Genomic DNA, 21,939 nt, shown 5'->3' with positions numbered 1-21,939 from the left:
GGCGGGGGAGCGCCCGGACGACACCGCCGGGGTCCGCCCGGACAGCACCGATGAAGGGGCAAGGCAACACCGTGAAGGACTCTCATGCGTGAGGTGAACGAGAACGTGTCGGCAGCCGCCGAACAGCGGGCGACCGCGGAGGAGATAGAGCGGGGCGGCGTCGGTCTGACCGTGACCGACCTGCTGGCCAGGGTCATCGGTTCGGCGACGCCCACGCGGCCGGATGCCGACCCCCGACGGGACGTGGACACACTCGCGGCCACCATCGCAGCCATGGCCGGCCGTTACGTCCCCGCAGGCCATCTTGCCCCCGACGCCGACTTCTTCGACGCAGGAGGCACCTCCGTGAGCGCGGTGGAACTCGTCGCCGCGCTGGAGGACGAGCTGGGCATGCGGCTCGACCTGGACGAGGTGTTCGCCGACGCCAGGCCGGTCAGCCTGGCCAGGCGCGGGCTGGGGAGCGCCGGAGCCGCAACCGTCGTACCGGCGACGCCCGCCGCGCAGATCCCGGGGTCGCGCGCTCCGGAGTTCCCGGCGTCGCGCCCTCTGAAGTTCCCGGCGTCGCCCGCTCCGGGAATCCCGGCAGTCCAGGCTCACTCCGCTCACTCCACAGCCCGCCCCGACGACCTCACCCAGATCCTCGCCGACCTGGCCCTCGCCGACCGGCTCCCCTTCACCGGCTCGCCCGAACCCCTGCCGCCCCGCCGCGTCCTGCTGACCGGCGCCACCGGCTTCCTCGGCAGCCACATGCTGCTGGACCTGCTGCGGCACAGTGACGCCCACGTCTACTGCCTGGTCCGCGCCCCCGACGAGGAGGCGGCCGTCACGCGGCTGGGCGAGGCGCTCAAGGGCTATGCCCTGCCCTGGTCGTCGGAGGTCCGCCGCCGCGTCACCGTGCTCCCCGGCGACATCCGCCAACCCCACCTGGGCCTGCCCGACGACCTCTGGAACACCCTCGCCCACGAACTCGACAGCATCGTCGGCGTGGCGGCCGCCGTGGACTTCCTGCGCGGATACCAGTCCCTGCGCACCAGCAACGTCCTCGGCGCCCTCACCCTCGTCGAACTCGCCGCCACCGGCCGTCCCAAGCCCCTGCACCACATCTCGTCCATCGCCGTCTTCAACGAGGTCGGCATCCCCTCCATGGGCGAGGACGACCCGTTCGCCCACATCGACCGCCTCGTCGCGGGCTACGACCAGACCAAGTGGGCCGCGGAAGTCGCCCTGCGCCGGGCCCGTGACCACGGCCTGGTCGTCACCGCCCTGCGCCCCGGCGGCATCGGCGGCCACACCAAGACCGGCGCCTACAACCCCCAGGACCTCAGCAGCGGGCTGATCTCGGCGTTCGGCCGCTTCCGTACCGTCCCGGCCTTCCGCTATCTCAACGCCGCCCCCGTCGACTGGGTCAGCCGCGTAGCGGTCGCCGCCATCTGCGAACCCGACGCCTGGGGCTTCGACTACAACCTCACCGGCGTCCCCAACACCCTCGACGACGTCGTACGGGACATGGCCCTGGGCGGCATGCACGTGCGCGTACAGGACTGGGACGAGTGGCGCACCGACGCCCTGGCCCGCCTTCAGGCGGACCCGGTTCCCGAACTGGCCTTCCTCACCCGCGTGTTGCAGAGCCCCACCGCCCTGAAACTCTGCGAGGCGACCCTCAAGGGCCCGGCGGCCACGGCCGACCGCACCACCGCACTCGTCGAGGCGCTCGGCCTGCCGCCCGCCGCCCGCTACGACGCACGGGCCCAGCTGAAGACCTTCGAACGCCTCGCGAACGACGGCCTGGCCCGCCTCCCGGACAAGGACGACCAGCCGTATCTGTGGTTCACCGAAACCACCGAAGGCCGTGTCGGCCCGGTCGGCGCCACCCCCGACACCCCTTGCGCGATGTCCCTCACTCTCTCCATCGCGAGCATGCACCAGTTGGTGACCGATCGCCGTGTCGACGTCCGGGGCGAGCTCACCTGCCCCGCCCTGCACCACGAGCCACTGACCGTGGAACACGGCGACATTGTGATCCGCCCCGAGGAAGGCATCCCGCACGGGCACGGCCTGCGTCACCAACTCCTGCGCTACCGTCTGCAATTGACCGACACCGACGGCGGCCGCTGGTGGCTGGAGGGCCACAAGTACGCGCGCGCCCGCCGCGACCTCTGGCGCCAGACCCGGGCCCTGACCGTGGAGCTCGGCCGCGAGGGCGAACCCGCGAGCCTGGCCGGCGAGGTCGTCGTCCCCGCCGACTCCTACGTACGCGACCAGATCGACGGCATCAAGGTCGACCCGCGCCTGACCAGCCAGGAGAAGCGGGCCGCCAAGCTGACCTGGCTCGCCTGGTTCGGCCTGGAGATGGGCCGCGGCCTGCTCGGCCCGTTCGCCCGGGCCGCCGCGGACCTGCTCGACCTGCGCCGCACCCCGACCTCCACGGAGCACCACCGATGATCTTCCGCACGACGAACCCCAGGACCACCCGGCCCGCCCTGCGCAAGGTCAGGACCACCACCTCCCTGCGCCCCCTCCACCACCGCCTCGACCCGGCGAGGGTCGAGGAGATCCCGTTCCACGCGCCCGACGGCGTACGTCTCGGCCTCACCCGCATCGACAGCGGCGACGGCGACCGCCCCGCCGTGCTGCTCCTGCACGGGCACACCGCGTCCGCCGACATGTTCCTGCTGCCCGAGACCCGCAACCTGGTCGACGTCCTCCTGGACGAGGGCTACGAACCCTGGCTGCTCGACTGGCGGGGCAGCTGCCGCCTGCCGTACAACGAGACCGGCCGCCGCTACACCTACGACGACGTCGCCCTCCACGACATCCCCGAGGCCGTACGCCACATCCGCACCCGCATCGGCGACCGCCCCCTCTTCGCCGTCGCCCACTGCATCGGCTCCCTGACCCTCTCCCTGAGCATGACGGCGGGCCTGGTCCCCGGCCTCGCGGGCGTCGTCTCCCAGGGCGTGTTCCTCACCCCGAAGCTCGCGGGCCGCACCTCCCTGCGCATGAGCCTGGCCGGCGAACTCCTCAAGTCCCGTATCGACCACATCCCCGTCGACTTCCGCAAGGTCGGCCTGTGGTCGAAGTACACCCCGCTGTTCGCCCTGGCCTCGCGCAAGGCGACCTGCCCGGACCCCACCTGCCAGATCCTGCACAACTCGGCCTGGGGGACCGGCGCCTCCCTCTTCGTCCACGAGCACCTGACCGACACCACCCACAACCGCCTCGCCGAACTCCTCGGCCCCGCCCCGCTGTGGATCCTGCCGCACCTGCGCCGCATCGAACTGGCCCGCACCGTGGTCCGCTGGCACGACACCGACCACCGCTACCGGGCCCTCCCGCAGAACGCCCTGGACGCCGCCGCCCGCATCGACACCCCGGTGCTGCTCCTGGCGGGCAGCGAGAACGGCCTGTGGCTCGACTCCCAGAAGCTCTGCCGCGACGTCCTCGCCCACCGCCAACCCCAACTGGACGTGACGTACACCGAGATCCCGGGCTACGGCCACCTGGACACGTTCCTCGGCAGGGGAGCGGCCCTCGACGTCTTCGGGCACATCCTCGATTTCCTGGGCGAACGCCGGTGACGGCGGCCGGTACGGCCGGATACCGTACCGGTCAGTAACCAGTCTCGGTGACGAGCACCCTCACCCGAGATCCCGCACCTGAGAACCCGCACACCAGGAGGCCACCCATGCCGCAGCTCGAAGTCGACGGCGCAGCGCTGACGTACGACGACGAGGGCCCCCGCGACGGCGACGGTGTGCCCCTGGTGTTCGTGCACGGCTGGACGGCGAACCGGCATCGCTGGGACCACCAGGTGGCCCACTTCGCCGAGCGGCGGCGGGTCGTCCGCCTCGACCTGCGCGGGCACGGCGAGAGCGGCGGGGCGGGGGTGCGCACGATCGACGCCCTGGCGAAGGACGTCCTCGCCCTCCTCGACCACCTGAAGATCGAGCGGTTCGTGATCATCGGCCACTCCATGGGCGGGATGATCGCCCAGACCATCGCCCTGTCCCACCCGGAGCGGGTCGAGCGCCTGGTGCTGGTGAACTCCATCGGCAGGATGGCCTACAACCGGGGCCGCGCCCTGCTCATGGCCGCCTCGACGCTCGCCCCCTTCAAGCTGTTCGTCGCCGCCAACATCCAGCGGGCCTTCGCCCCCGGCCACCCGCGCGAGGAGATCCGGGAGTACATCCGCGCCTCCGCCGACACGCCCCGGGAGGTCGTCATGACGCTCTACGGCGCCATGCGTGCCTTCGATGTGCTGGACAGGGTTGCCGAGATCCAGGCGCCGACCCTGATGGTGCACGGCTACCACGACATCCAGCTGCCCGTCTCCCAGATGCTGCGGATGGCCAAGGCCTACCCGGACGCGGTGATCCGCATCGTCGACGCCGGCCACGAACTCCCGGTGGAGAAGCCGGCCGAACTGACGACGGCACTCGACCGGTTCCTCACCGGCCGCGACTAGCGGGCCGTGCCTCGCTCGGGCCCAGGCCCGACCCTGGGCCTTATTTAAGTGTTGCCTTATATAAGCGATGGCTGGCATAGTGGGCTCCGTGCACGCCTTCGATGTGCTGGGTGATCCGGTCCGACGCCGGATATTGGAGCTGCTCGCGGCCGGCGAGCAGGCATCGGGCGACATAAGTGCCGTGATCCAGGACGAGTTCGGGATCTCCCAACCCGCTGTGTCGCAACACCTCCGGGTGCTGCGCGAGAGCGGCTTCGCGTCCGTGCGGGCGGAGGGCACCCGGCGGCTGTACGCCGTCGACGCCGCTCCGCTGCGGGAGGTGGACGCATGGCTGGAGAGATTCCGCGGTTTCTGGGAGCAGCGGCTCGACGCCCTTGGAACGGAACTCGCGCGAGGCAAGCGCGAACGCAGACTGAGAAGGGAAGCGAGCGGGGATGAGTGAGATCGTCGACGAGCTGAACCGCCTGCACCGGCAGGTCGGTGTACGGCAGGTCGAGGCGGGCGAGGCCCGTACGGTGCTGTTGCGGCGTACGTACGACGCCGAGATCGCCGACGTGTGGGACGCGGTGACGTCGCCCGAGCGGATCGGCCGCTGGTTCCTGCCGGTGAGCGGGGAGTTCAAGGTCGGCGGGCGGTACCAGCTGGAGGGTCAGGCCGGCGGGGAGATCCTGACGTGCGACGAGCCGACGCGGCTGCGGGTCAGCTGGCTGATGGGGCCTGACCCGGGGTTCAGTGAGGTCGAGCTGCGGCTCACCCCGGAGGGTGACGAGCGGACGGTGTTCGAGCTGGAGCACGTGGCCGTGTTTCCGCCCGAGTTCTGGGACCGGTTCGGGCCGGGAGCCGTGGGTGTCGGCTGGGACGGGGCGCTGCTGGGCCTCCGTATGCACCTCGCCGGCGGCGGGATGAGCAGGGAGGAGGCCGAGGCCTGGCAGGTCTCGGACGAAGGGAAGGAATTCAGCACGCGGTCGGGTCAGCTGTGGGGAGAGGCCTACGCCGCCTCGGGGGCCGACGAGGGGGTCGTGGCGGCCACGACCGCGGCCACGGTCGCCTTCTACACCGGGGCCGAGTCGTAGACACCATCGCGGCACGGTCGTTGAGCGGCTCGAAACTTTCGAGCCGCTCAGGGCTTTCCTGGGTCTTCTTGAGTCAACTCGAAGTGAGGGGTGTGCGGCCTGTTGACGGTTGAGGGTGCTGCTCCTAGGGTCTGCCGCGAAATTCGGAAATCCGTCCGAAACTTTCGAAGCGGAAGAAGGGGACAAGATGGTGACCCGCACATCCGTCGACCCGCCTCCCGAGCGTCGGCCCCGGCGCTCACGCACCCGCACCGCCCTCGCTCTCGGCATGGCGGGCCTGCTCGCCACGGCCGGCGTCACCGCCCTCGCGGGCACCGCCGAGGCCGCGAGCACCCTCGGCGCCGCGGCCGCCGAGAAGGGCCGCTACTTCGGCGCCGCGGTCGCGGCCAACCACCTCGGCGAAGCCCCGTACGTCTCGACCCTCAACACCGAGTTCAACTCCGTGACGCCGGAGAACGAGATGAAGTGGGACGCCATCGAGCGCACCCGCGGCACCTTCACCTTCGGCTCCGCCGACCAGATCGTGAACCACGCCCAGAGCAGGGGCATGAAGGTCCGCGGCCACACCCTGGTCTGGCACTCCCAACTGCCCGGCTGGGTCGGCGGCCTGGGCACCGCCGACCTCAGATCGGCGATGAACAACCACATCACCCAGGTCATGCAGCACTACAAGGGCAAGATCCACTCCTGGGACGTCGTCAACGAGGCCTTCCAGGACGGCAGCAGCGGCGCCCGGCGCAGTTCGCCCTTCCAGGACAAGCTCGGTGACGGCTTCATCGAGGAGGCGTTCCGCACTGCCCGTGCCGCGGACCCGGCCGCCAAGCTCTGCTACAACGACTACAACACCGACGGCGTCAACGCGAAGAGCAATGCCGTCTACAACCTGGTCAGGGACTTCAAGGCACGCGGCGTACCGATCGACTGCGTCGGCTTCCAGTCCCACTTCAACAGCGCCTCCCCGGTCCCGTCCGACTACCAGGCGAACCTGCAGCGGTTCGCGAACCTCGGCGTCGACGTGCAGATCACCGAGCTGGACATCGAAGGCTCCGGCACGGCCCAGGCCAACAGCTACGGCAACGTGGTGCGGGCCTGCCTGGCGGTCTCGCGCTGCACCGGCATCACCGTCTGGGGCGTCACCGACAAGTACTCGTGGCGCCCGGGGGGTACGCCTCTGCTCTTCGACGGCAACTACAACAAAAAGCCCGCCTACGGCGCGGTGCTGACCGCGCTCGGCGGCTCCTCCTCGGGCGGCACCCCCGGCGCCGCATGCACGGCCACCTACAGCAAGGCCGAGGAATGGAGCGACCGCTTCAACGGCAAGGTCACCATCACCGCGGGGAGTTCCGCGATCAGCAACTGGACCACCACCGTCACCGTGACAGCCCCGCAGAGGGTCTCCGCGACCTGGAACGGCACGCCCACCTGGGACAGCAGTGGCAATGTCATGACGATGAGGCCGAACGGCAACGGCAGCCTGGCCGCCGGAGCGTCGACCAGCTTCGGCTTCACCGTCATGAAGAACGGCACCGGCACGGCCCCCGCGATCGGCTCCTGCACGGCGTTCTGACCGACCCCGGGGAGGTGTCCGGCGCGGAGCGATCCTCCGCCCGCGCCGGACACACCACCACCGACTGCTCAGCTGATGCGCAGGGTCCGCTTGGCGAGTTCGTACGCCGGCAGCATCTCCCGGTGCTCCTCGGTGTCCATGCCGCCGAGGTGTATGACGACCGGACCCTTCTTGGTGGTGACGGCCAGGGCGGCCTCCTCCTTCGTCTCCTCCAGCAGCTTGCTCGTGAAGAGGTACTTCACCTCGACACCGGAGACGCCGCCCGCGTCGAACTCGCGGTACTTGGCCTTGCTCGTGTTGTCCTCGGCCGCCAGGAAGGCCTCCAGCACCGCACGGGGGTCGTCCTCACCCGGCTTGCCCGTCCAGATGCGGAGGAAGCCGATGTTCCCCGCCGGCTTGGCGTCGACCTCACACGCCGCCGCGACCGGACCCTGGTACAGGATCGCGTCGGCGATCGCCTCGGCCAGGTCGGACTCCTCGGGGTCGGCGGAGTCGTCGGCACCGTCGGCCACCTTCTCCTTGGCCGCCCCGGCGTCGATGGCCTCCGCCTCCCAGTCCTCGGCGATGTCGAACGTGACGGGCAGCTCACAGGCCGAACCGGCGGGACCGAGGGTGCCGCCGCTCTTCACCGCCGTACCGCTCTCACTCCCCGCCTCGGCCGCCGCCGAAGCACTGGCCGTCGGCTTCGTGTCGTCCTCGGCCGCCCCCGAACAGCCCGTCAGCACCCCGGCCAACAAAGCCACCTGAGCCAGCCGTCTGCGTGGCCGCCCCGCCCCTACCCGCATCGTGATCTCTCCCCACCCGATCCTGCTTCCTGATCTTGCTCAGATCGCACACAGTATCGGAGACCACGGACAGGGCGGATCTCTGCGCTGCGGCATCATGAGGCGATGACCCCGCTGACCTTCGACCGCTACTGCGACGAGATCGTCACCCAGACCGAACGGCTCACCGGTCACGTCCGGGGCGCGGACATGACCGCGCCGGTGCTCTCCTGCCCCGGCTGGAACCTCGGCCAACTGCTGCGGCACGTGGGCGGCGACCACCGCTGGGCCGAGGCGATCGTACGGACCCGGGCCACCGGCCCGATCCCCGACGACCTGGTGAACGACCTCTCCGCGTACACCAACGAGGACGAGGCGTTCCTGATCCCCTGGCTCGTCGAGGGCGCCGCGCGCCTGAGCGCCGCCCTGCGCACCGCCGGTCCCGGGGCGCAGGCCTGGAACCCCTCCGAAGAGCGGCCGGCGCCGGTGGAGTTCTGGGCGCGGCGCATGACGTACGAGACCGTCGTGCACCGCGCCGACGCGGCCCGGGCGGCCGGGGCCGAGTTCGCGCTGGAGGCCGACCTGGCCGTCGACGCGGTCGAGGAATGGCTGGAGTACTCGACCTTCCCCGAGGCGTTCGAGCCCGGGCCGGACCTGCCCGACCTGCTCGGCCCCGACCGTACGCTCCACTTCGACGCGACCGACGCCGGAGCATGGCTGGTCGACCTCACCGGCGAACGGCCCGTCTGGCGCGCCGGGGCCGCCAATGCCACGGTGACCGCACGCGGCCCGGTGGCCGACCTGCTCCTGTTCTTCTACAAGCGGCCCGCGCCCGCCGTCGAGACCCGGGGCGACACGGCGCTGCTCGACCTCTGGCGGACCCGCGCCGGCTTCTGGCTGGAGGCGCCGGACGAGTGACCTAGGGCCTGTCGTTTGGATCATGCCGACCCGAGCGGGGTCTGGTGCGCACATCTGCCGCGTTGTCGTCGGTTGCCGACGCTCCGCGTCGCCGCCCTCCTCCGCCTTGCAGCTGCACGCACCAGACCCCGCTCGGGTCGGCTGAAGGGCGCAGTTGCTCTTAGCCGACCTGATCCAAACGACAGGCCCTAGTCGGCGGCGCGGGTGACCACGTTGATGTTGAACGCGTGGGCGCCCAGACCGCCCGCGATCCCCATGAAGAGAAACGCGAAGTGCTCCTGTCCGCGTGCCGTGGTGATGCCGCCGATGTCCAACTGGGAGGACGGCGGCCAGCCGAGGTCGGCGAGCAGCCGGCCGGTGGTCCGCTTGGCCTCGGCGTCGTCACCGGAGAGGAAGACGGTGCTCGGACCGTCGAGACCGTCCGGGGCGATCATCACCGTGGAGTCCATGGTGCACAGCGTCTTGACGACGGGGGTCAGGGGAAAGGCCTCCTGAATCTGTTCACCCAGGCTGCTGTTGGGGTGCGAGAGCTCGGTGAAGTCGGCGGAGAGGCCGACCCCGACGTCGATCAGCACAGTGCCGGCCAGCGTCGCTGCCCCGATGGAGCGCAGCAACTCCACGGACACGTCCCCCGGGGTCGCGTTGACCAGCACCTCCGCATGGACCGCCGTCTCGCTCAGGCCTGCCACGGGGAGACCGAGGTCCGCCCGCTCCTTCGGGTCGCGTGAACCGAGGAGCACATCATGTCCCGCGGCGCTCCAGCCGTGGGCCAGCGCTCGTGCGACGTTGCCGGTGCCGAGAATTCCTATACGCATGCTGCGACGCTAGCCGCGGCCGACATTCGCCGGATCGGACCACGGGCCCAGGGGGACCGGCTCCAAGGTCGTAGTCCTTTGGTCGCCCGGCCGGCCGGTCCCTTGCCGAAACGGCAACAATCTTTGCCCCTCTGCGAGGCGTCCCGCAGGCTTCTTCAGACGGACGGGGCACGCAGCCCGCGCTCCGCCCAGTCCCGCCACACCACGACACCCGCGCACCCCGGGAGGCACCATGACCGAGACCCCCGCCCTGACGGCCGCCGAGTTCTGGGAGGCCCGCTACCGGGACGGCGGCCCGCTGTGGAGCGGCCGTCCCAACGCCCTGCTCGTCCGCGAGGCCGGTGACCTCCGGCCGGGCAGCGCGCTCGACCTCGGATGCGGCGAAGGCGCCGACGCGGTGTGGCTCGCCTCGCGCGGCTGGCGCGCCACCGGCGTCGACATCTCGCACACGGCACTGGAACGCGCCGCCCTGCACGCCGCCGAGGCCGGCGTCAGCGACCGCACGGTCTGGGAACGGCACGTGCTGGGGGAGACGTTTCCCGAGGGCTCCTTCGACCTGGTGAACGCTCAGTTTCTGCAGTCGCCGGTCTCCTTGGACCAGCAGCGGATTCTGCGCCGGGCCGCGGACGCGGTCGCCCCGGGCGGCACTCTGCTGATCGTCATGCACGCCTGCTGGCCGTCCTGGCAGGCCGAGCCGCCCTTCGACGCGGACTTCCCGACATTGCGAGGCGTCCTCGACGAACTCGCGCTCCCCGAGGACGACTGGACCGTGGAGACGCTGGACACGGTGCGCAGGCGGAGCGTGTCACCCGACGGTGTGGAGGGCTCCCGGGACGACCACCTGTGGCGGCTCCGGCGCATGGACGCCTGACGCACGCCGCTGCCCCCACACCGCACGCCGCGGCCCCGTACATCTCACCCAGCAGCCCTCTACACCTCACCCACCTGCGCCGACACCTCGCCCAGTACCCGGCGGGCGGCGTCCACCGCCGCCGCACGGTCGGCGGGCACCAGCCCGATGCGGGTACGCCGGTCCAGCAGGTCGGCCTCGTCCAGGGCTCCCTCGTGGCGTACGGCCCACAGCAGTTCGGCGCCGGTGACGGGATGACCCGGCAGCACGGCTTCGCCCAGCCGGGGATCCTGCGCACCGAGAGCCTGGACGGCAGCCGCCTCGGTGCCGTAGCGCTGGACCAGGCGACGTGGGGCCCGGACGGACCCGAGGGTGTCGGGCGACGCGGCGCCGACCAAGGGCAGGGAGGCGGTGGAGGAGGGACCGGCGGGGAGCCGGCGGGCGGCGACGGCGGCGTCGACGGCGTCCTCGGCCATCCGCCGGTAGGTGGTGAGCTTGCCGCCGACCACCGTGATCACGCCCTCCGACGAGGTGAGGACCGCGTGCCGACGCGAGATGTCGGCGGTCCGTGGCGCCGTGCCCGACTGCGCCGCCGGTGCGGTGTCGAGCAGCGGACGCAGTCCCGCGAACGCACCGACCACGTCGGCGCGTTGGACCGGGACGTCGAGGACGGAACCGAGGACGTCGAGGAGGAAACCGATGTCCGTCTCGGGCACTTCCGGAACATCGGGGATGTCGCCCTCGACGGGCTCGTCGGTGAGCCCGACGTAGACGCGGCCGTCGCCCTGGGGCAGGACGAGGACGAAGCGGTTCGTCTCCCCGGGCACCGGGACGTGCAGCCCCGCGGGCAGCGGACCGAGGTGGTCGGAGCGCAGGACGAGGTGGGTGCCGCGTGAGGGGCGGATCCGGATGCCGTCCACCAGACCGCCCGCCCAGACGCCGGACGCGTTGATCACGGCTCGGGCCCTGATCTCGCCCTCCTCGCCGGTGACTTCGTCACGTATCACGGCACCGGACGCGGTGAGCCGCAGCGCCTTCACCCGGGTCAGGATCCGCGCACCGTGGGCGGCGGCCGTGCGGGCGATCGCGGTCACCAGACGGGCGTCGTCGGTGAGCCGGCCGTCCCAGGACAGCAGGCCGCCGCGCAGACCCTGGGTGCGCAGGGCGGGGGCGAGGTGCCGGGTCTCCACGGTGGAGAGCCGGCGCGGGGCGGGCAGGGTGGCGCGGGCCGTGCGGGCCGCGAGGCGCAGGGTGTCCCCGGCCCGGAATCCGGCCCAGGCCAGGGCGGACTGACCACGGGAGACCAGGGGCGTCAGAGGCAGCACGAAGGGCTGGGCCCGCACCAGATGCGGTGCCGTGCGCTCCATCAGCACCCCACGCTCCACGGCGCTCTCGTGAGCGACGTCGAGCTGCGCCGAGGCGAGATAGCGCAGCCCGCCGTGGATGAGCTTGCTGCTGAAGCGGGAGGTGCCGAAAGCCAGGTCGTGGGCGTCGATCGCGGCCACCGTCAGGCCGCGGGCGGCGGCGTCCAGGGCGGCCCCGGCGCCGGTCGCGCCCAGGCCGACGACCAGGACGTCCACGGCAGGACAGCCGACGGTCTCGGCCAGTTCGCGCGAGCGCCGGGCGGCGTTGAGCGAGGATCCCGGCACCGGGGGAGGAGGGGTGGGGCTCATGGCGTCAGGGTCCTCTCCAGGATGCTGCGCAGTTCCGCGAGGAAGGCCCCGCTGTTCAGGTCGGGGTCGTCCTCGTCGGTCATGGTGCGCAGGGACAGCGTGAAGGACTGGACGATCAACAGCACGGCGCGCGCCTGCCGTTCGGCATGGCCTGCGCGCACCGACCCGTCGGCGTGGCCCTCCCGCAGGGCGTCGGCCAGCAGCGCGATGAGCGCCTCCTGGCTCGCGCCGCGGCGGTCGAGGACGTAGGGGAGAAGCAGTTCTGGATCGACGTCGACGATCTTCTGGAAGAGCGGGTGGGCGCGGAAGGCCTCGACCCCGGCCACCAGCCCGTCGACGATCAGGGCGCGTGTGTCCGTCCCGGGCCGCCGCTCGGGCATGGCCCCGGTGGCCACCGCGACCCACTCCCGGGTCATCAGGTCCCCCACCAGTGAGCGCACATCGGGCCAGCGCCGGTACAGCGTCATCCGGGAGACGCCCGCGCGGCGGGCCACGTCGGTCAGTGTCGTACGGCGGACACCGACGGCCAGGACACAGTCGCGCACCGCGTCGAGCACCGCGTCGCCGTCCGAGTGGTTGTGACGAATAGGCGTCATGTGTAACAGTGTAACGCCCGCGAGGCCGTCCGGAACACGGCATCGCCCGAATCGACCGGTGAGGACGACCGCCATGGACATGTTGTGGAGCGGCTGGGGCGACCCGGCCAAGGCGGCGCCGCTGCCCGAGACCGTGACGGGGCTGCTGCGCGATCTGCTCGGCGTCAAGCCGCGCACCGCCGGGCCGGTCGCCCTCGAGGACATCGCCGTACCCGAGCCGGGGCTCGAACCCGCTGTGCGCCAGGCCCTGTTCGGTGCCGTGGGCGGTGAGGAGCACGTCCGCTTCGACGCGGAGGCCCGCATCCGCCACACGCGCGGCAAGTCCACCCCCGACCTGCTGCGGATGCGCGAGGGCGACGTCGGCGACATCCCCGCGGCCGTCGTACTCCCCGCCGACCACGACGACGTGCTCGCCGTCCTGCGCGCCTGCGCCGAACACGGCCTGCCCGTGGTCCCGTTCGGCGGCGGCACCTCCGTCGTCGGCGGCCTGGCCCCCGCCCGACGGGGCCCCTTCGTCGCCCTGGACCTGCGCCGCATGGACCAGCTGCTCGACCTCGACCCGGTCTCCCGCACCGCCACCCTGCAACCGGGTCTGCGCGCCCCGCAGGCCGAGGCGCTGCTGGCCGAACACGGCTTCACCCTCGGCCACTTCCCCCAGTCCTACGAGTGGGCGACCATCGGTGGATTCGCCGCCGCCCGCTCCAGCGGCCAGGCCTCCGCCGGCTACGGCCGCTTCGACGAGATGGTGCTGGGCCTGACCCTCGCCACCCCCGAGGGCACCATCGACACCGGGCGCGCACCCCGCTCGGCGGCCGGCCCCGACCTCCGCCAGCTCCTCCTCGGTTCGGAGGGCGCCTTCGGCGTCATCACGTCCGTCACGGTACGGATCCGCCCCGTTCCCCAGACCTGCGTGTACGAGGGCTGGCGCTTCCCCTCCTTCGAGGAGGGCGCCGCAGCCCTGCGCCGCCTCGCCCAGGACGGGCCGCGCCCGACGGTGCTGCGCCTGTCCGACGAGACCGAGACGCTGATCGGCCTCGCCCAGCCCGACGCGATCGGCGCCGCCGTCGCCGGGCAGCAGCCCACGGGATGCATGGCCATCACCGGCTACGAGGGCACGGACGAGGACACCGGGCACCGCCGGGAGCAGGCCGCCGCCGTGCTGCGCGAGTGCGGCGGGACCCCGCTGGGCGAGGAGCCGGGACAGCGCTGGGCGCACGGCCGCTACTCGGCGCCCTACCTGCGGGACTCCCTGCTGGACGCCGGGGCGTTCGCGGAGACACTGGAGACGGCGACCTTCTGGTCACGCGTCCCCGGGCTGTACGCGTCCGTCCGTGAAGCCCTCGCCACCACGCTCACCGATTCCGGCACCCCGCCCCTGATCATGTGTCACATCTCCCACGTCTACGAGAACGGCGCCTCCCTGTACTTCACCGTCGTCTCCGCACAGGGCGACGACCCGGTGACGCACTGGGAGAAGGCCAAGCACGCCGCCAACGAGGCGATCCTCGCCGCGGGCGGCACCATCAGCCACCATCACGGCGTGGGCACCGATCACCGGGACTGGTACGTGCGTGAGGCGGGCCCCCTGGGCATCGAGGCGCTGCGCGCGGTGAAGCGCCGGCTGGACCCGGCGGGCCTGCTCAACCCGGGCGTCCTCCTGCCCCTCGACTGACCCCGGACCCACACGCTCGACTCCCTCCCTCCCGCCCTCCGTCCACTCACCCCGCACCGCCTCCGGCAGTACCCGGCCGTCGGCCCGAAAGGCACACCGATGCGACAGTTCACCGCCATCGTCAACCCCACGGCCGGCGGATCCGCCTCGGCGGCCGCGCTGCTGCAGGTGGCCCGGCAGCTGCGGGAGGCCGGGGCCGGTCTGGAGACCGAGTACAGCCGCAGCCTGGACCACGCCCGGGACCTCGCCCGGGACGCCGGGCGGCGGGGCCGGGTGGTGCTCGCTGTCGGCGGCGACGGCATCGCCGGAGGCATCGGCGGAGCGCTCAGCGGCACCGACGCCCTGCTCGGCCTCGTACCGGCCGGCCGCGGCAACGACTTCGCCCGGGCGCTGAACCTGCCCGCCGACCCGACGGCACTCGCCCAGGTGCTGCTCCACCACGAGCCCCGGAACGTCGACACGATCGAGGTCGAGTCGGCCGTCCACCACCGCACCGTGGTCCTCGGCAGCGTCTACGCGGGCGTCGACGCACTCGCCAACCGGCACGCCAACAACGCCACCCTGCTGCGTGGCGCGGCCTCCTACTACGCCGGCGGACTGCGCGCCGTCACCACCTGGCGCCCGGCGCGCTACCGGGTCACCGTCGACGGGGTGGACCACCCGCACACCGGCTACACGGTCGTCGCCGCCAACTCCGGCTACTACGGCTCCGGCCGCCTCATCGCGCCCGAGGCCCGCGTGGACGACGGTCTGCTGGACGTGGTGATGATCCGCGAGGCGCCGCGCCGGCTGTTCTTCGCCCTGATGAACGACCTCAAGACCGGCGCCCACGTCCACCGCCCCCAGGTGAGCATCCTGCGGGGCAGGGAGATCCGTATCGAGGCCGACCGCGAGGTGCCCTACGGCGCGGACGGCGAGGTCGAGGCGACCCTCCCGGTCACGGTCAGGGTCCTGCCGGGAGCGCTGCGCGTGCTGTGCTGAGCCTTTGGCCAGGGGTGTCGAGCCCTGGTCGAGGTTTTTGAGCCCCTGGCCGTGTCGCGTCCGCGACTTCGCCCGGCGACCGCTCAACCGCCGTCCACCGGCATCCGCTGGCGCGTGGCCCTCAGCTGATCGGAGGCCGCGCTGCGGTCTGCCTCGTCCTGGACGAGCAGCGAGAGCAGCGCGGCGACCGGCAGTCCGGCCTCGGCGGGGTGGCGCAGCACCTTGTCGGGCTCGATCCGGTAGGTGTTGGTGCGCCCCTCGCGGACGTGCGACAGATAGCCGTCCCGCTCCAGATCGGAAATGATCTTCTGGACGGCCCGCTCGGTGAGCCGGCAGTGCGCGGCGATATGCCGAATGCGGACGTTCGGATTGTCGGCGATCGTCGCCAGTACGCGCGCGTGGTTGGTCAGGAATGTCCATCCGGTGTGCGACTCAGGGACTCCGTCCATGTGCCAAGCCTACGACTTTGGGTTCACGTATACAAAAACACGCACTGCATTTCATGTATCTATTGACGTGTCCTGTAGTTCCGGTTCAGTCTGGTAGCGAGACGGGGAGCAGCTGAGGGAGAGGCGGTCATGCCGGAGCTCGCGTCCTCTGGGCACCCCCTTGGCGGGGGCGCCGCCGATCGTGCGGACACCGCAGGCGCACCGGCGGCCGGCCCGCCGTGCCCGCTCGTCACACACCTGCGTCCCGATGGCGACCGGGTCACGGTGAAGGTCCGCGGGGAACTCGACCTCGACACCAGCGAGCAGCTCCGCGGCGTCCTGCGCGAAGCCCTGAGCCGCTCGGCCCGCGGCATCGACCTGGACCTCGAGGACGTCTCCTTCTGCGACTGCTCCGCCCTCAACGTCCTGCTCAACCTGCGCAACCGGGCGCTGGAGCAGGCCAAGACGGTCGCCATCCACTCCACCAGCAGCGTGGTCGATCGCCTGCTCGCCCTGTCCGGCACACGGACGCTGTTCGACGGCTCGAGCCCGGACGGGCAGGACACGGCGGACCGGCAGGACACGGCGGACCGGCACGGCCAGGACACGCAAGCGCCCGAAGCCGCGGATCACGACCTGCGGATCGAAGTCGCCCAGCTGCGGCGGGCCATGCAGACCCGGCCGACCATCGACCTGGCCCGGGGCATCCTGATGGCCTCGTTCAGCCTGACCTCCGAGGAGGCCTGGACGGTCCTCGTCGCGGCCTCGCAGAACACCAACACCAAACTGCACTCGCTGGCCGGATACCTGGTGACCGCGGTCAAGGGCGACGCGCTGCCCGAAGAGGTCCAGGAGCAGCTGTCGTCCGCGGTGGCCAGGGTCAACTCCGCCGCGGGAACAACGGGAGGCGGGACGGAGGACCCGGACCCCGCCCCAGCCGCCAACTGAACCGTCGCGGTTGCGTCGATCGGCGGCGCGGCGGCAGGGTTCGGGTGTGCCTACCTTGCTGATCGTGCATCACACTCCCTCGCCCAACTGCCAGGCCATGCTCGAAGCCGTGATCTCCGGTGCCACGGCGCCGGAGATCGAGAACGTCGAAGTCGTACGGCGAGCCGCCCTGTCGGCCACGGCAACCGACGTCCTCGACGCCGACGCCTACCTGCTGGGCACCCCGGCGAACCTCGGCTACATCTCCGGGGCCCTCAAGCATTTCTTCGACCAGATCTACTACCCGTGCCTGGACGAGACCCGAGGGCGGCCCTTCGGCTACTACGTACACGGCGGCAGCGACGTCACCGGGGCGGTCCGGGCCATCGACTCCATCACGACCGGCCTCGCCTGGCGACGCGCCGCGCAACCCGTGACGGTGACCGGCGAGCCCGGCCGGACGGACACCGAGGCCTGCTGGGAACTGGGCGCCACGCTCGCCGCCGGGCTCATGAACTGACCCTCGTCGGAGCCGCGTTGTAAGAGATTTCTGTGAATTCTCGAGGCGGTTGAACACGACGCGGCGCGTCTCCGTATTAGGCCAGGGGATTTTCATGCCCTGACCGACCACGAGGCGTAGGAGTACTTCCTTGGGACGCAGCACGCGAAGACGCCCCACGGGCGCACGGCGCGCGACCTTTGCAGCGGTCGCGCTGATGATGGGCGGCGGCGGCCTGGTTGCGGCCAACGTCTACGCCTCGGCCACCGAGGACGGCGGAGCGGAACAGGCCCGCACGCTGTCCTCCCCGGCAGGCACGATCGACTGCCCGGACGTCGGCAGCAAGCTGACGGCCGTGCCGGACGGGGCGAAGGAGGACGTCGCCAAGGAACTCGCCCTCCTGGACCAGCAGATCGCCGACGCCTACCAGCGGCTGCAGGAGTCGGCCCAGGCCGTCCAGCAGGACGCGGGCTTCGCCGACAGCGCGATCATGAATCCGCTGAAGGACAAGCGCACGGCGACGATCGAGCGCATCGCCATCGCCATCGAGCGCGTCGGGGACCGGCCGCAGGGCCTGGAGTCCCTCGCCCCCTGCACGCTGCGCGCCGCCGACAGCGGCAACGGCGACCAGGGCGACGCCGGCCAGAACGAGGGCGGCGACAACCAGGCGGGCGAGGACCAGGGCGACCAGCAGCCCGACAACGGCGGCCAGACCGGTGACGGCGGCCAGGCCCCCAACGGTGGCCAGGCCGGCAACGGCCCGGTCGCCGCGGACTTCGTGGACATCAAGGCCGTACAGCCGAACGTGCCCAGCCCGGCCGTTCAGAAGGGAGCCTCCCGGGGCACCTTCGCCACCAGTTGCGGTGTGAACGAGAACGGACTGTTCAACTCGGACAACGTGATCGTGGCCCCCGGCGTCTCCAACGGCGCCCACCACTTCCACGACTACGTCGGCAACCAGGCCAACAACGCCTTCGCCAGCGACGAGGACCTGGCGGGCGCCGAGACGACCTGTGTCGACCAGGGTGACAGGTCGTCGTACTTCTGGCCCGTCCTGCGCCTGCAGAACGGCACCCAGGAGCAGGACGCGGGCTCGCCCGGCGGCGGCATCGAGGGCAACGCCGGCGAGATCGTCACGCCCAAGGCGGTGACGATGACCTTCGTGGGCAACCCGCAGGGCAAGGTCACCGAGATGCCGCGACTGCTGCGCATCATCACCGGTGACGCCAAGGCGTTCGTCAACGGCACCGCCAACGCCAACGCCTCCTGGAGCTGCACCGGCTTCGAGGACCGGCAGCTGAAGGACAAGTACCCGCTGTGCCCGCAGGGCAGCGACGTGGTGCGCACGTTCAAGTTCCAGAGCTGCTGGGACGGCCAGAACATCGACAGCGCCAACCACCGCACCCACGTGGCGTTCGCCGCGGCCGACGGCAGCTGCTCGAACGGCTTCCAGGCGATCCCGCAGCTGGTGCAGCGGATCGTGTACGACGTCGACGCGCCGAGCCTGCAGGACGGCGGCAAGACGACTCCGCTGTTCGCGGTGGACTCCTTCCCCGAGCAGCTGCACAAGCCGGTCACCGACCACGGCGACTTCATCAACGTCTTCGACGAGGACCTGATGGGGCAGATGGTCGACTGCATCAACGAGGGCCGCGAGTGCGGCGCCGGAGCCGACGAGGGCGGTGACCCGGGCCAGGAGGAGCCGACCGAGGAGCCGACGCAGGCGCCCACCACTCCGCCGGCCGGTGACGACAAGCCGGAGCCGGGCGACGGAGGGAACGAGCAGACGGACCCGCCGGCGAACGAGGACCCGGCCACCGAGGCCCCCGTGACCGAGGACCCCGCCACTGAGGCCCCCTCGAACGACGACGCCGGTGACGACCCCGGCGCCGACGACCCGGCGAACGACGACAAGCCGACCGTGTCGAGCACGGTCGCGCCCAAGTCCTCCGGCACCCCGTCGGCCGCCGCGGGCGACGACCAGGCGCAGGGCGGCTCCGGTGACGACGAGAACGCGGGAGGGGCCGCGGCGCAGACGCAGCCCGCCGGCGACGACACCGAGGACAGTCTGGGCACGAAGCCGCAGGCGGTCGGGGGCAACCTGGCCGAGACGGGCACCACGCTGTGGCCGGCCGCGGCCGGCGCCGTCCTCCTCATGGGTGGCCTCCTGGTGCTGATCCGCGCCAGGCGCAGCACCCGATGAGGGCGACGACGCAAGGCAGCGGCGCGTAGGCGCCGACGTTCCGCAGGGCCCGGACCGGGCGACCCGGTCCGGGCCCTGTCGCGTTCACCGTTGCGGCACGGCGTCGAGGCCCTGCCGAGGGGCGTCGCCGCGTCCTAGTCCACGATGGCGCCGCAGGAGATGTTCACGTCCGTCGCGGTGAGCGTGCGGGCCCGGTCGGAGGCGACGAAGGCGGCCACGTCGCCGACGTCCGCGAGGGTCGCGGCCCGGCCGAGCTGGGTCGCGTCGACCAGGCTGCCCACAATGGCCTGGGCACCGGGGAACCCCGCGGGCAGGGATTCCGGCACGCCGCCGGACTTCAGGGTCACGACGCGGATGCCGTGCGGGCCCAGCTCGATCGCCCACTGGCGGCGCAGCCCCTCCAGGGCGTCCAGCGCGATCTTGAAGCCGCCGAGGCCGGGCAGGGTCTGCGTCCCACCGCCGCCGAAGGCGAGGATCACCCCCGTGCCGCGCGCGGTCATGTGCCGGGCCGCCGCCCGGGTCGTCAGGAACTGCGACCGCATCGCCGTCACGATGGGCTGGAGGAAGTCCGCCTCCGAGATCTCCATCAGCGGTCTCTGGACGTCTCCGTAGCCGATGGCGTTGAACGAGACGTCGATCCGCCCCGCACGCGCGGCGACGCCGTCGACGAAGGCGTCCACCGCCGCCTCGTCCTGCGCGTCGACCACGGCGGTCTCGGCGTCTGCGCCCGCGGCACGGATGTCCTCGGCGAGCTTGTCGAGCGGCGCGGCGGTCCGCCCGGCGAGGAAGACCTTCGCCCCCTCCCGGGCGAAGGCGCGCGCCGCCGCCCCTCCGATGGCGCCTCCCGCGCCGTACACCAGCGCGACCTTGTCCCTGAGCAGCATGATCGATCTCCGTTCTGACGACCGCCGACCGGCCGGCCGCATGGTGCGGCCCCGGCCCTCTCATCCGATACGTCGGCGCCGGGCTCCGGAATTCGACACGCGGCGCGGATCAGGGCGTGGGGATGCCCGCGGGTCGCGCCGGACGGCCGAGACGGACGGGGACGCCGGGGGAATACAGCACGCTGACCGGGGCACTGCTCGGGGCCGGCAGTCCGGCCGCCGTGATCAGGTTCTCCTCGCAGGTGATCAGCTCGGCGCGGTACAGCGGCCATCGCGGGTGGTGGTTGGGCAGGTACGCCAGCGGCTCGGGCTCGCCGAAGAAGGCGTTGTGCATGCCCCAGCGAGCGGTGAGGAAGTGCTCCAACTCGGTGGGTTCCTCGATGAGTTCACCGGTCCGTACGGCGATACGGCTGTACGCGCCGCGCGGGCCGGGCCAGCGCCGGGAGCTGGTGTAGGTGACGGTGTCGCCGTCGGCGCGCACGGTCATCCGGGACCACAGGTACGGCAGCCGGAAGCCGACGCGCCCCATGACGACCGGGATCAGCCGCGCGGCGTCCATCGACCGGAACACGACGCCGCGCCGCCCGTGCGCGTCCACGGAGTACAGGCGCACGTTGGTCTCCGGGAAGGTCCCGAGATACGGCACCCCGGGCAGCCGCAGCCAGCCGACCCGATGCATCCGGAAGGCGACGAGCCCGACGTACGTGACCCCGTCATGCGTGTCCGGAACGGTCCCTCCCGGCAACAGCCCCGCCACGACGTCCGGTTCGACGGCCCAGTGGATGAAGGCGAGGTCGAGCCACTCCTGGGTGAGGAGAGGGGTTCGTATGCGGTCGGGCGCGTCCGGGGTGACAGGCGTGGGTTTCGGCACGGCGCCAGCATGGCAGAGCCGGAATCCGCCCTATCGCGGAGCCCGACGTCATGGTCGGCGGGCGGCGAGATCGGTGAGGTACCCGCGCAGCATCAGCCGGGCCTCGTCGAGGAGTCCCGGATCGCCCTCGGGGTCACGGCGGAACGCCTCCTGGGCGAGGGCGTCGGCGGCGAGGACCGCGGCGTGGCAGGCCCGGCCGAGGGTCTCGTCGTCGCGGACGGTGCCGAGCGCGAGGAGGACGCGCCGGACGCCGTCCGCCATCCGGCGTTTGTGCTCGCGGTCCGCCGCGCGGGTCTGCTCGGTCAGGCTGCTGCCGAACCACAGCGCCCGGAAGCCGTGTTCGGTGCGGTAGATGGCGGCGTACGCGTCGATGAGCACGCCCACGGGGTCGTCCCACTGCTCGGCGGTGGCCGCGCGGACCAGGTCGTCCATGGCGGCCTCGAGCCGGGCCAGGTAACCGGCTGCCAGGGCGTCGATGATCGCGTCGCGGTCGGGCAGGTACTGGTACAGCGAGCCGACCGAGACCTTCGCCTCCGCCGCGACGCGGGTCGTGGTCAGCGCCTGGACCCCCTCGCCGACCAGGACACGCTCGGCGGCCTGAAGGACCCGGGCCAACCGAGCCTTGCTGCGCGCCTGCTGAGGAGTACGGCGCAGGGGAACGGGCCAGCTGCCGCCGCTCCCGGGAGAGGCCGGACCGCTCATGCACAGCCTCCGAACCTGAACGTGACATTGTTTCATGTTTACGTTACCGTC

Annotated in this window: 21 protein-coding genes; 13 read left to right on the top strand and 8 right to left on the bottom strand. The window is 71.8% G+C overall.

What is annotated here, in order from left to right:
* Nucleotides 1-84 precede the first annotated feature (84 nt).
* The 6 genes from ABD932_RS28940 (at nucleotide 85) to ABD932_RS28915 (ending at nucleotide 7,105) form a co-directional block, all read left to right on the top strand.
* The gene (locus tag ABD932_RS28940) at nucleotides 85-2,442 is read left to right on the top strand and encodes a thioester reductase domain-containing protein (protein WP_345016912.1); all 2,358 of its coding nucleotides are present in this window, start codon (nucleotides 85-87) and stop codon (nucleotides 2,440-2,442) included.
* Nucleotides 2,439-3,578: an alpha/beta hydrolase gene (locus ABD932_RS28935; RefSeq protein WP_345016910.1), complete on the top strand. Its 1,140-nt coding sequence runs from the start codon at nucleotides 2,439-2,441 to the stop codon at nucleotides 3,576-3,578. The genes ABD932_RS28940 and ABD932_RS28935 overlap by 4 nt, the downstream gene beginning before the upstream one ends.
* A gap of 107 nt (nucleotides 3,579-3,685) precedes the next feature.
* The gene (locus ABD932_RS28930) at nucleotides 3,686-4,465 is read left to right on the top strand and encodes an alpha/beta fold hydrolase (protein ID WP_345016908.1); all 780 of its coding nucleotides are present in this window, start codon (nucleotides 3,686-3,688) and stop codon (nucleotides 4,463-4,465) included.
* Between the two features lie 67 nt (nucleotides 4,466-4,532).
* Nucleotides 4,533-4,907 carry an ArsR/SmtB family transcription factor gene (locus ABD932_RS28925; RefSeq protein WP_345016906.1) on the top strand — a complete coding sequence of 125 codons (375 nt, stop codon included), beginning with the start codon at nucleotides 4,533-4,535 and terminating at the stop codon, nucleotides 4,905-4,907.
* Nucleotides 4,900-5,538, top strand: coding sequence for an SRPBCC family protein (locus ABD932_RS28920; RefSeq protein ID WP_345016904.1), 639 nt, complete (start codon nucleotides 4,900-4,902; stop codon nucleotides 5,536-5,538). Before ABD932_RS28925 ends, ABD932_RS28920 begins: the two co-directional genes overlap by 8 nt.
* Before the next feature lie 187 nt (nucleotides 5,539-5,725).
* Nucleotides 5,726-7,105: a glycoside hydrolase family 10 protein gene (locus ABD932_RS28915; protein WP_425587529.1), complete on the top strand. Its 1,380-nt coding sequence runs from the start codon at nucleotides 5,726-5,728 to the stop codon at nucleotides 7,103-7,105.
* A gap of 68 nt (nucleotides 7,106-7,173) precedes the next feature.
* On the opposite strand, the gene ABD932_RS28910 is transcribed toward ABD932_RS28915, so the two are convergent.
* Nucleotides 7,174-7,890: a lipoprotein gene (locus ABD932_RS28910; RefSeq protein ID WP_345016902.1), complete on the bottom strand. Its 717-nt coding sequence runs from the start codon at nucleotides 7,888-7,890 to the stop codon at nucleotides 7,174-7,176.
* A 105-nt stretch (nucleotides 7,891-7,995) separates the two neighbouring features.
* On the opposite strand from ABD932_RS28910, the gene ABD932_RS28905 reads away from it, so the two are divergent.
* The gene (locus ABD932_RS28905; RefSeq protein WP_345016900.1) at nucleotides 7,996-8,787 is read left to right on the top strand and encodes a maleylpyruvate isomerase family mycothiol-dependent enzyme; all 792 of its coding nucleotides are present in this window, start codon (nucleotides 7,996-7,998) and stop codon (nucleotides 8,785-8,787) included.
* A 188-nt stretch (nucleotides 8,788-8,975) separates the two neighbouring features.
* Here ABD932_RS28905 and ABD932_RS28900 read toward each other — a convergent pair whose 3' ends face one another.
* Nucleotides 8,976-9,602 carry an NADPH-dependent F420 reductase gene (locus tag ABD932_RS28900; RefSeq protein WP_345016898.1) on the bottom strand — a complete coding sequence of 209 codons (627 nt, stop codon included), beginning with the start codon at nucleotides 9,600-9,602 and terminating at the stop codon, nucleotides 8,976-8,978.
* Nucleotides 9,603-9,834: 232 nt separating this feature from the next.
* Between ABD932_RS28900 and ABD932_RS28895 the strand changes: the two genes are divergently transcribed.
* Nucleotides 9,835-10,473, top strand: a complete 639-nt coding sequence (locus ABD932_RS28895; protein WP_345016896.1) for a class I SAM-dependent methyltransferase — start codon at nucleotides 9,835-9,837, stop codon at nucleotides 10,471-10,473.
* A gap of 59 nt (nucleotides 10,474-10,532) precedes the next feature.
* Here the strand turns inward: ABD932_RS28895 and ABD932_RS28890 are convergent, their stop codons facing one another.
* Together ABD932_RS28890 and ABD932_RS28885 are read right to left on the bottom strand one after the other, a co-directional pair.
* Complete coding sequence (locus tag ABD932_RS28890; RefSeq protein ID WP_345016894.1) at nucleotides 10,533-12,125, bottom strand: glycerol-3-phosphate dehydrogenase/oxidase; 1,593 nt, start codon at nucleotides 12,123-12,125, stop codon at nucleotides 10,533-10,535.
* Nucleotides 12,122-12,721 carry a TetR/AcrR family transcriptional regulator gene (locus ABD932_RS28885; protein WP_345016892.1) on the bottom strand — a complete coding sequence of 200 codons (600 nt, stop codon included), beginning with the start codon at nucleotides 12,719-12,721 and terminating at the stop codon, nucleotides 12,122-12,124. The genes ABD932_RS28890 and ABD932_RS28885 overlap by 4 nt, the downstream gene beginning before the upstream one ends.
* 73 nt (nucleotides 12,722-12,794) lie before the next feature.
* Here ABD932_RS28885 and ABD932_RS28880 point away from each other — a divergent pair, with 73 nt between their 5' ends.
* Nucleotides 12,795-14,393, top strand: coding sequence for an FAD-binding oxidoreductase (locus tag ABD932_RS28880; protein WP_345016890.1), 1,599 nt, complete (start codon nucleotides 12,795-12,797; stop codon nucleotides 14,391-14,393).
* Nucleotides 14,394-14,492: 99 nt separating this feature from the next.
* Nucleotides 14,493-15,374, top strand: a complete 882-nt coding sequence (locus ABD932_RS28875; RefSeq protein ID WP_345016888.1) for a YegS/Rv2252/BmrU family lipid kinase — start codon at nucleotides 14,493-14,495, stop codon at nucleotides 15,372-15,374.
* An 83-nt stretch (nucleotides 15,375-15,457) separates the two neighbouring features.
* Here ABD932_RS28875 and ABD932_RS28870 read toward each other — a convergent pair whose 3' ends face one another.
* A complete protein-coding gene (locus ABD932_RS28870) occupies nucleotides 15,458-15,823 on the bottom strand; it encodes a helix-turn-helix transcriptional regulator (RefSeq protein WP_345016886.1) in 366 nt (121 codons plus the stop codon).
* Between the two features lie 129 nt (nucleotides 15,824-15,952).
* On the opposite strand from ABD932_RS28870, the gene ABD932_RS28865 reads away from it, so the two are divergent.
* The 3 genes from ABD932_RS28865 (at nucleotide 15,953) to ABD932_RS28855 (ending at nucleotide 19,431) form a co-directional block, all read left to right on the top strand.
* Nucleotides 15,953-16,750 (top strand): anti-sigma factor antagonist, encoded by a 798-nt coding sequence (locus ABD932_RS28865; protein ID WP_345016884.1) that lies wholly within the window; start codon nucleotides 15,953-15,955, stop codon nucleotides 16,748-16,750.
* Between the two features lie 46 nt (nucleotides 16,751-16,796).
* Entirely contained in the window at nucleotides 16,797-17,249 is a 453-nt protein-coding gene (locus ABD932_RS28860; protein WP_345016882.1) for a flavodoxin family protein, read from the top strand.
* A 130-nt stretch (nucleotides 17,250-17,379) separates the two neighbouring features.
* Nucleotides 17,380-19,431 (top strand): DUF1996 domain-containing protein, encoded by a 2,052-nt coding sequence (locus tag ABD932_RS28855; protein ID WP_345016880.1) that lies wholly within the window; start codon nucleotides 17,380-17,382, stop codon nucleotides 19,429-19,431.
* 134 nt (nucleotides 19,432-19,565) lie between these two features.
* On the opposite strand, the gene ABD932_RS28850 is transcribed toward ABD932_RS28855, so the two are convergent.
* The 3 genes from ABD932_RS28850 to ABD932_RS28840 form a co-directional block, all read right to left on the bottom strand.
* The gene (locus ABD932_RS28850) at nucleotides 19,566-20,315 is read right to left on the bottom strand and encodes an SDR family NAD(P)-dependent oxidoreductase (protein ID WP_345016878.1); all 750 of its coding nucleotides are present in this window, start codon (nucleotides 20,313-20,315) and stop codon (nucleotides 19,566-19,568) included.
* A gap of 109 nt (nucleotides 20,316-20,424) precedes the next feature.
* The gene (locus ABD932_RS28845; RefSeq protein WP_345016876.1) at nucleotides 20,425-21,186 is read right to left on the bottom strand and encodes a YqjF family protein; all 762 of its coding nucleotides are present in this window, start codon (nucleotides 21,184-21,186) and stop codon (nucleotides 20,425-20,427) included.
* A gap of 48 nt (nucleotides 21,187-21,234) precedes the next feature.
* Nucleotides 21,235-21,888: a TetR/AcrR family transcriptional regulator gene (locus ABD932_RS28840; RefSeq protein ID WP_345016874.1), complete on the bottom strand. Its 654-nt coding sequence runs from the start codon at nucleotides 21,886-21,888 to the stop codon at nucleotides 21,235-21,237.
* Between the last annotated feature and the right edge of the window lie 51 nt (nucleotides 21,889-21,939).

The sequence above is a fragment of the Streptomyces shaanxiensis genome (genome assembly GCF_039537145.1).
GTDB classification, from domain to species: Bacteria; Actinomycetota; Actinomycetes; order Streptomycetales; family Streptomycetaceae; genus Streptomyces; species Streptomyces shaanxiensis.
This window is presented reverse-complemented; position numbering and strand designations above follow the sequence as displayed.

What these genes read in the sequence shown, in the direction of transcription:
- ABD932_RS28890 (WP_345016894.1), bottom strand. Translation starts at nt 12,125, where the DNA reads ATGAGCCCCACCCCTCCTCCCCCGGTGCCGGGATCCTCGCTCAACGCC.
- ABD932_RS28940 (WP_345016912.1), top strand. Translation starts at nt 85, where the DNA reads ATGCGTGAGGTGAACGAGAACGTGTCGGCAGCCGCCGAACAGCGGGCG.
- ABD932_RS28915 (WP_425587529.1), top strand. Translation starts at nt 5,726, where the DNA reads ATGGTGACCCGCACATCCGTCGACCCGCCTCCCGAGCGTCGGCCCCGG.
- ABD932_RS28885 (WP_345016892.1), bottom strand. Translation starts at nt 12,721, where the DNA reads ATGACGCCTATTCGTCACAACCACTCGGACGGCGACGCGGTGCTCGAC.
- ABD932_RS28920 (WP_345016904.1), top strand. Translation starts at nt 4,900, where the DNA reads ATGAGTGAGATCGTCGACGAGCTGAACCGCCTGCACCGGCAGGTCGGT.
- ABD932_RS28875 (WP_345016888.1), top strand. Translation starts at nt 14,493, where the DNA reads ATGCGACAGTTCACCGCCATCGTCAACCCCACGGCCGGCGGATCCGCC.
- ABD932_RS28840 (WP_345016874.1), bottom strand. Translation starts at nt 21,888, where the DNA reads ATGAGCGGTCCGGCCTCTCCCGGGAGCGGCGGCAGCTGGCCCGTTCCC.
- ABD932_RS28905 (WP_345016900.1), top strand. Translation starts at nt 7,996, where the DNA reads ATGACCCCGCTGACCTTCGACCGCTACTGCGACGAGATCGTCACCCAG.
- ABD932_RS28930 (WP_345016908.1), top strand. Translation starts at nt 3,686, where the DNA reads ATGCCGCAGCTCGAAGTCGACGGCGCAGCGCTGACGTACGACGACGAG.
- ABD932_RS28870 (WP_345016886.1), bottom strand. Translation starts at nt 15,823, where the DNA reads ATGGACGGAGTCCCTGAGTCGCACACCGGATGGACATTCCTGACCAAC.
- ABD932_RS28935 (WP_345016910.1), top strand. Translation starts at nt 2,439, where the DNA reads ATGATCTTCCGCACGACGAACCCCAGGACCACCCGGCCCGCCCTGCGC.
- ABD932_RS28925 (WP_345016906.1), top strand. Translation starts at nt 4,533, where the DNA reads ATGGCTGGCATAGTGGGCTCCGTGCACGCCTTCGATGTGCTGGGTGAT.
- ABD932_RS28880 (WP_345016890.1), top strand. Translation starts at nt 12,795, where the DNA reads ATGGACATGTTGTGGAGCGGCTGGGGCGACCCGGCCAAGGCGGCGCCG.
- ABD932_RS28850 (WP_345016878.1), bottom strand. Translation starts at nt 20,315, where the DNA reads ATGCTGCTCAGGGACAAGGTCGCGCTGGTGTACGGCGCGGGAGGCGCC.
- ABD932_RS28910 (WP_345016902.1), bottom strand. Translation starts at nt 7,890, where the DNA reads ATGCGGGTAGGGGCGGGGCGGCCACGCAGACGGCTGGCTCAGGTGGCT.
- ABD932_RS28865 (WP_345016884.1), top strand. Translation starts at nt 15,953, where the DNA reads ATGCCGGAGCTCGCGTCCTCTGGGCACCCCCTTGGCGGGGGCGCCGCC.
- ABD932_RS28895 (WP_345016896.1), top strand. Translation starts at nt 9,835, where the DNA reads ATGACCGAGACCCCCGCCCTGACGGCCGCCGAGTTCTGGGAGGCCCGC.
- ABD932_RS28900 (WP_345016898.1), bottom strand. Translation starts at nt 9,602, where the DNA reads ATGCGTATAGGAATTCTCGGCACCGGCAACGTCGCACGAGCGCTGGCC.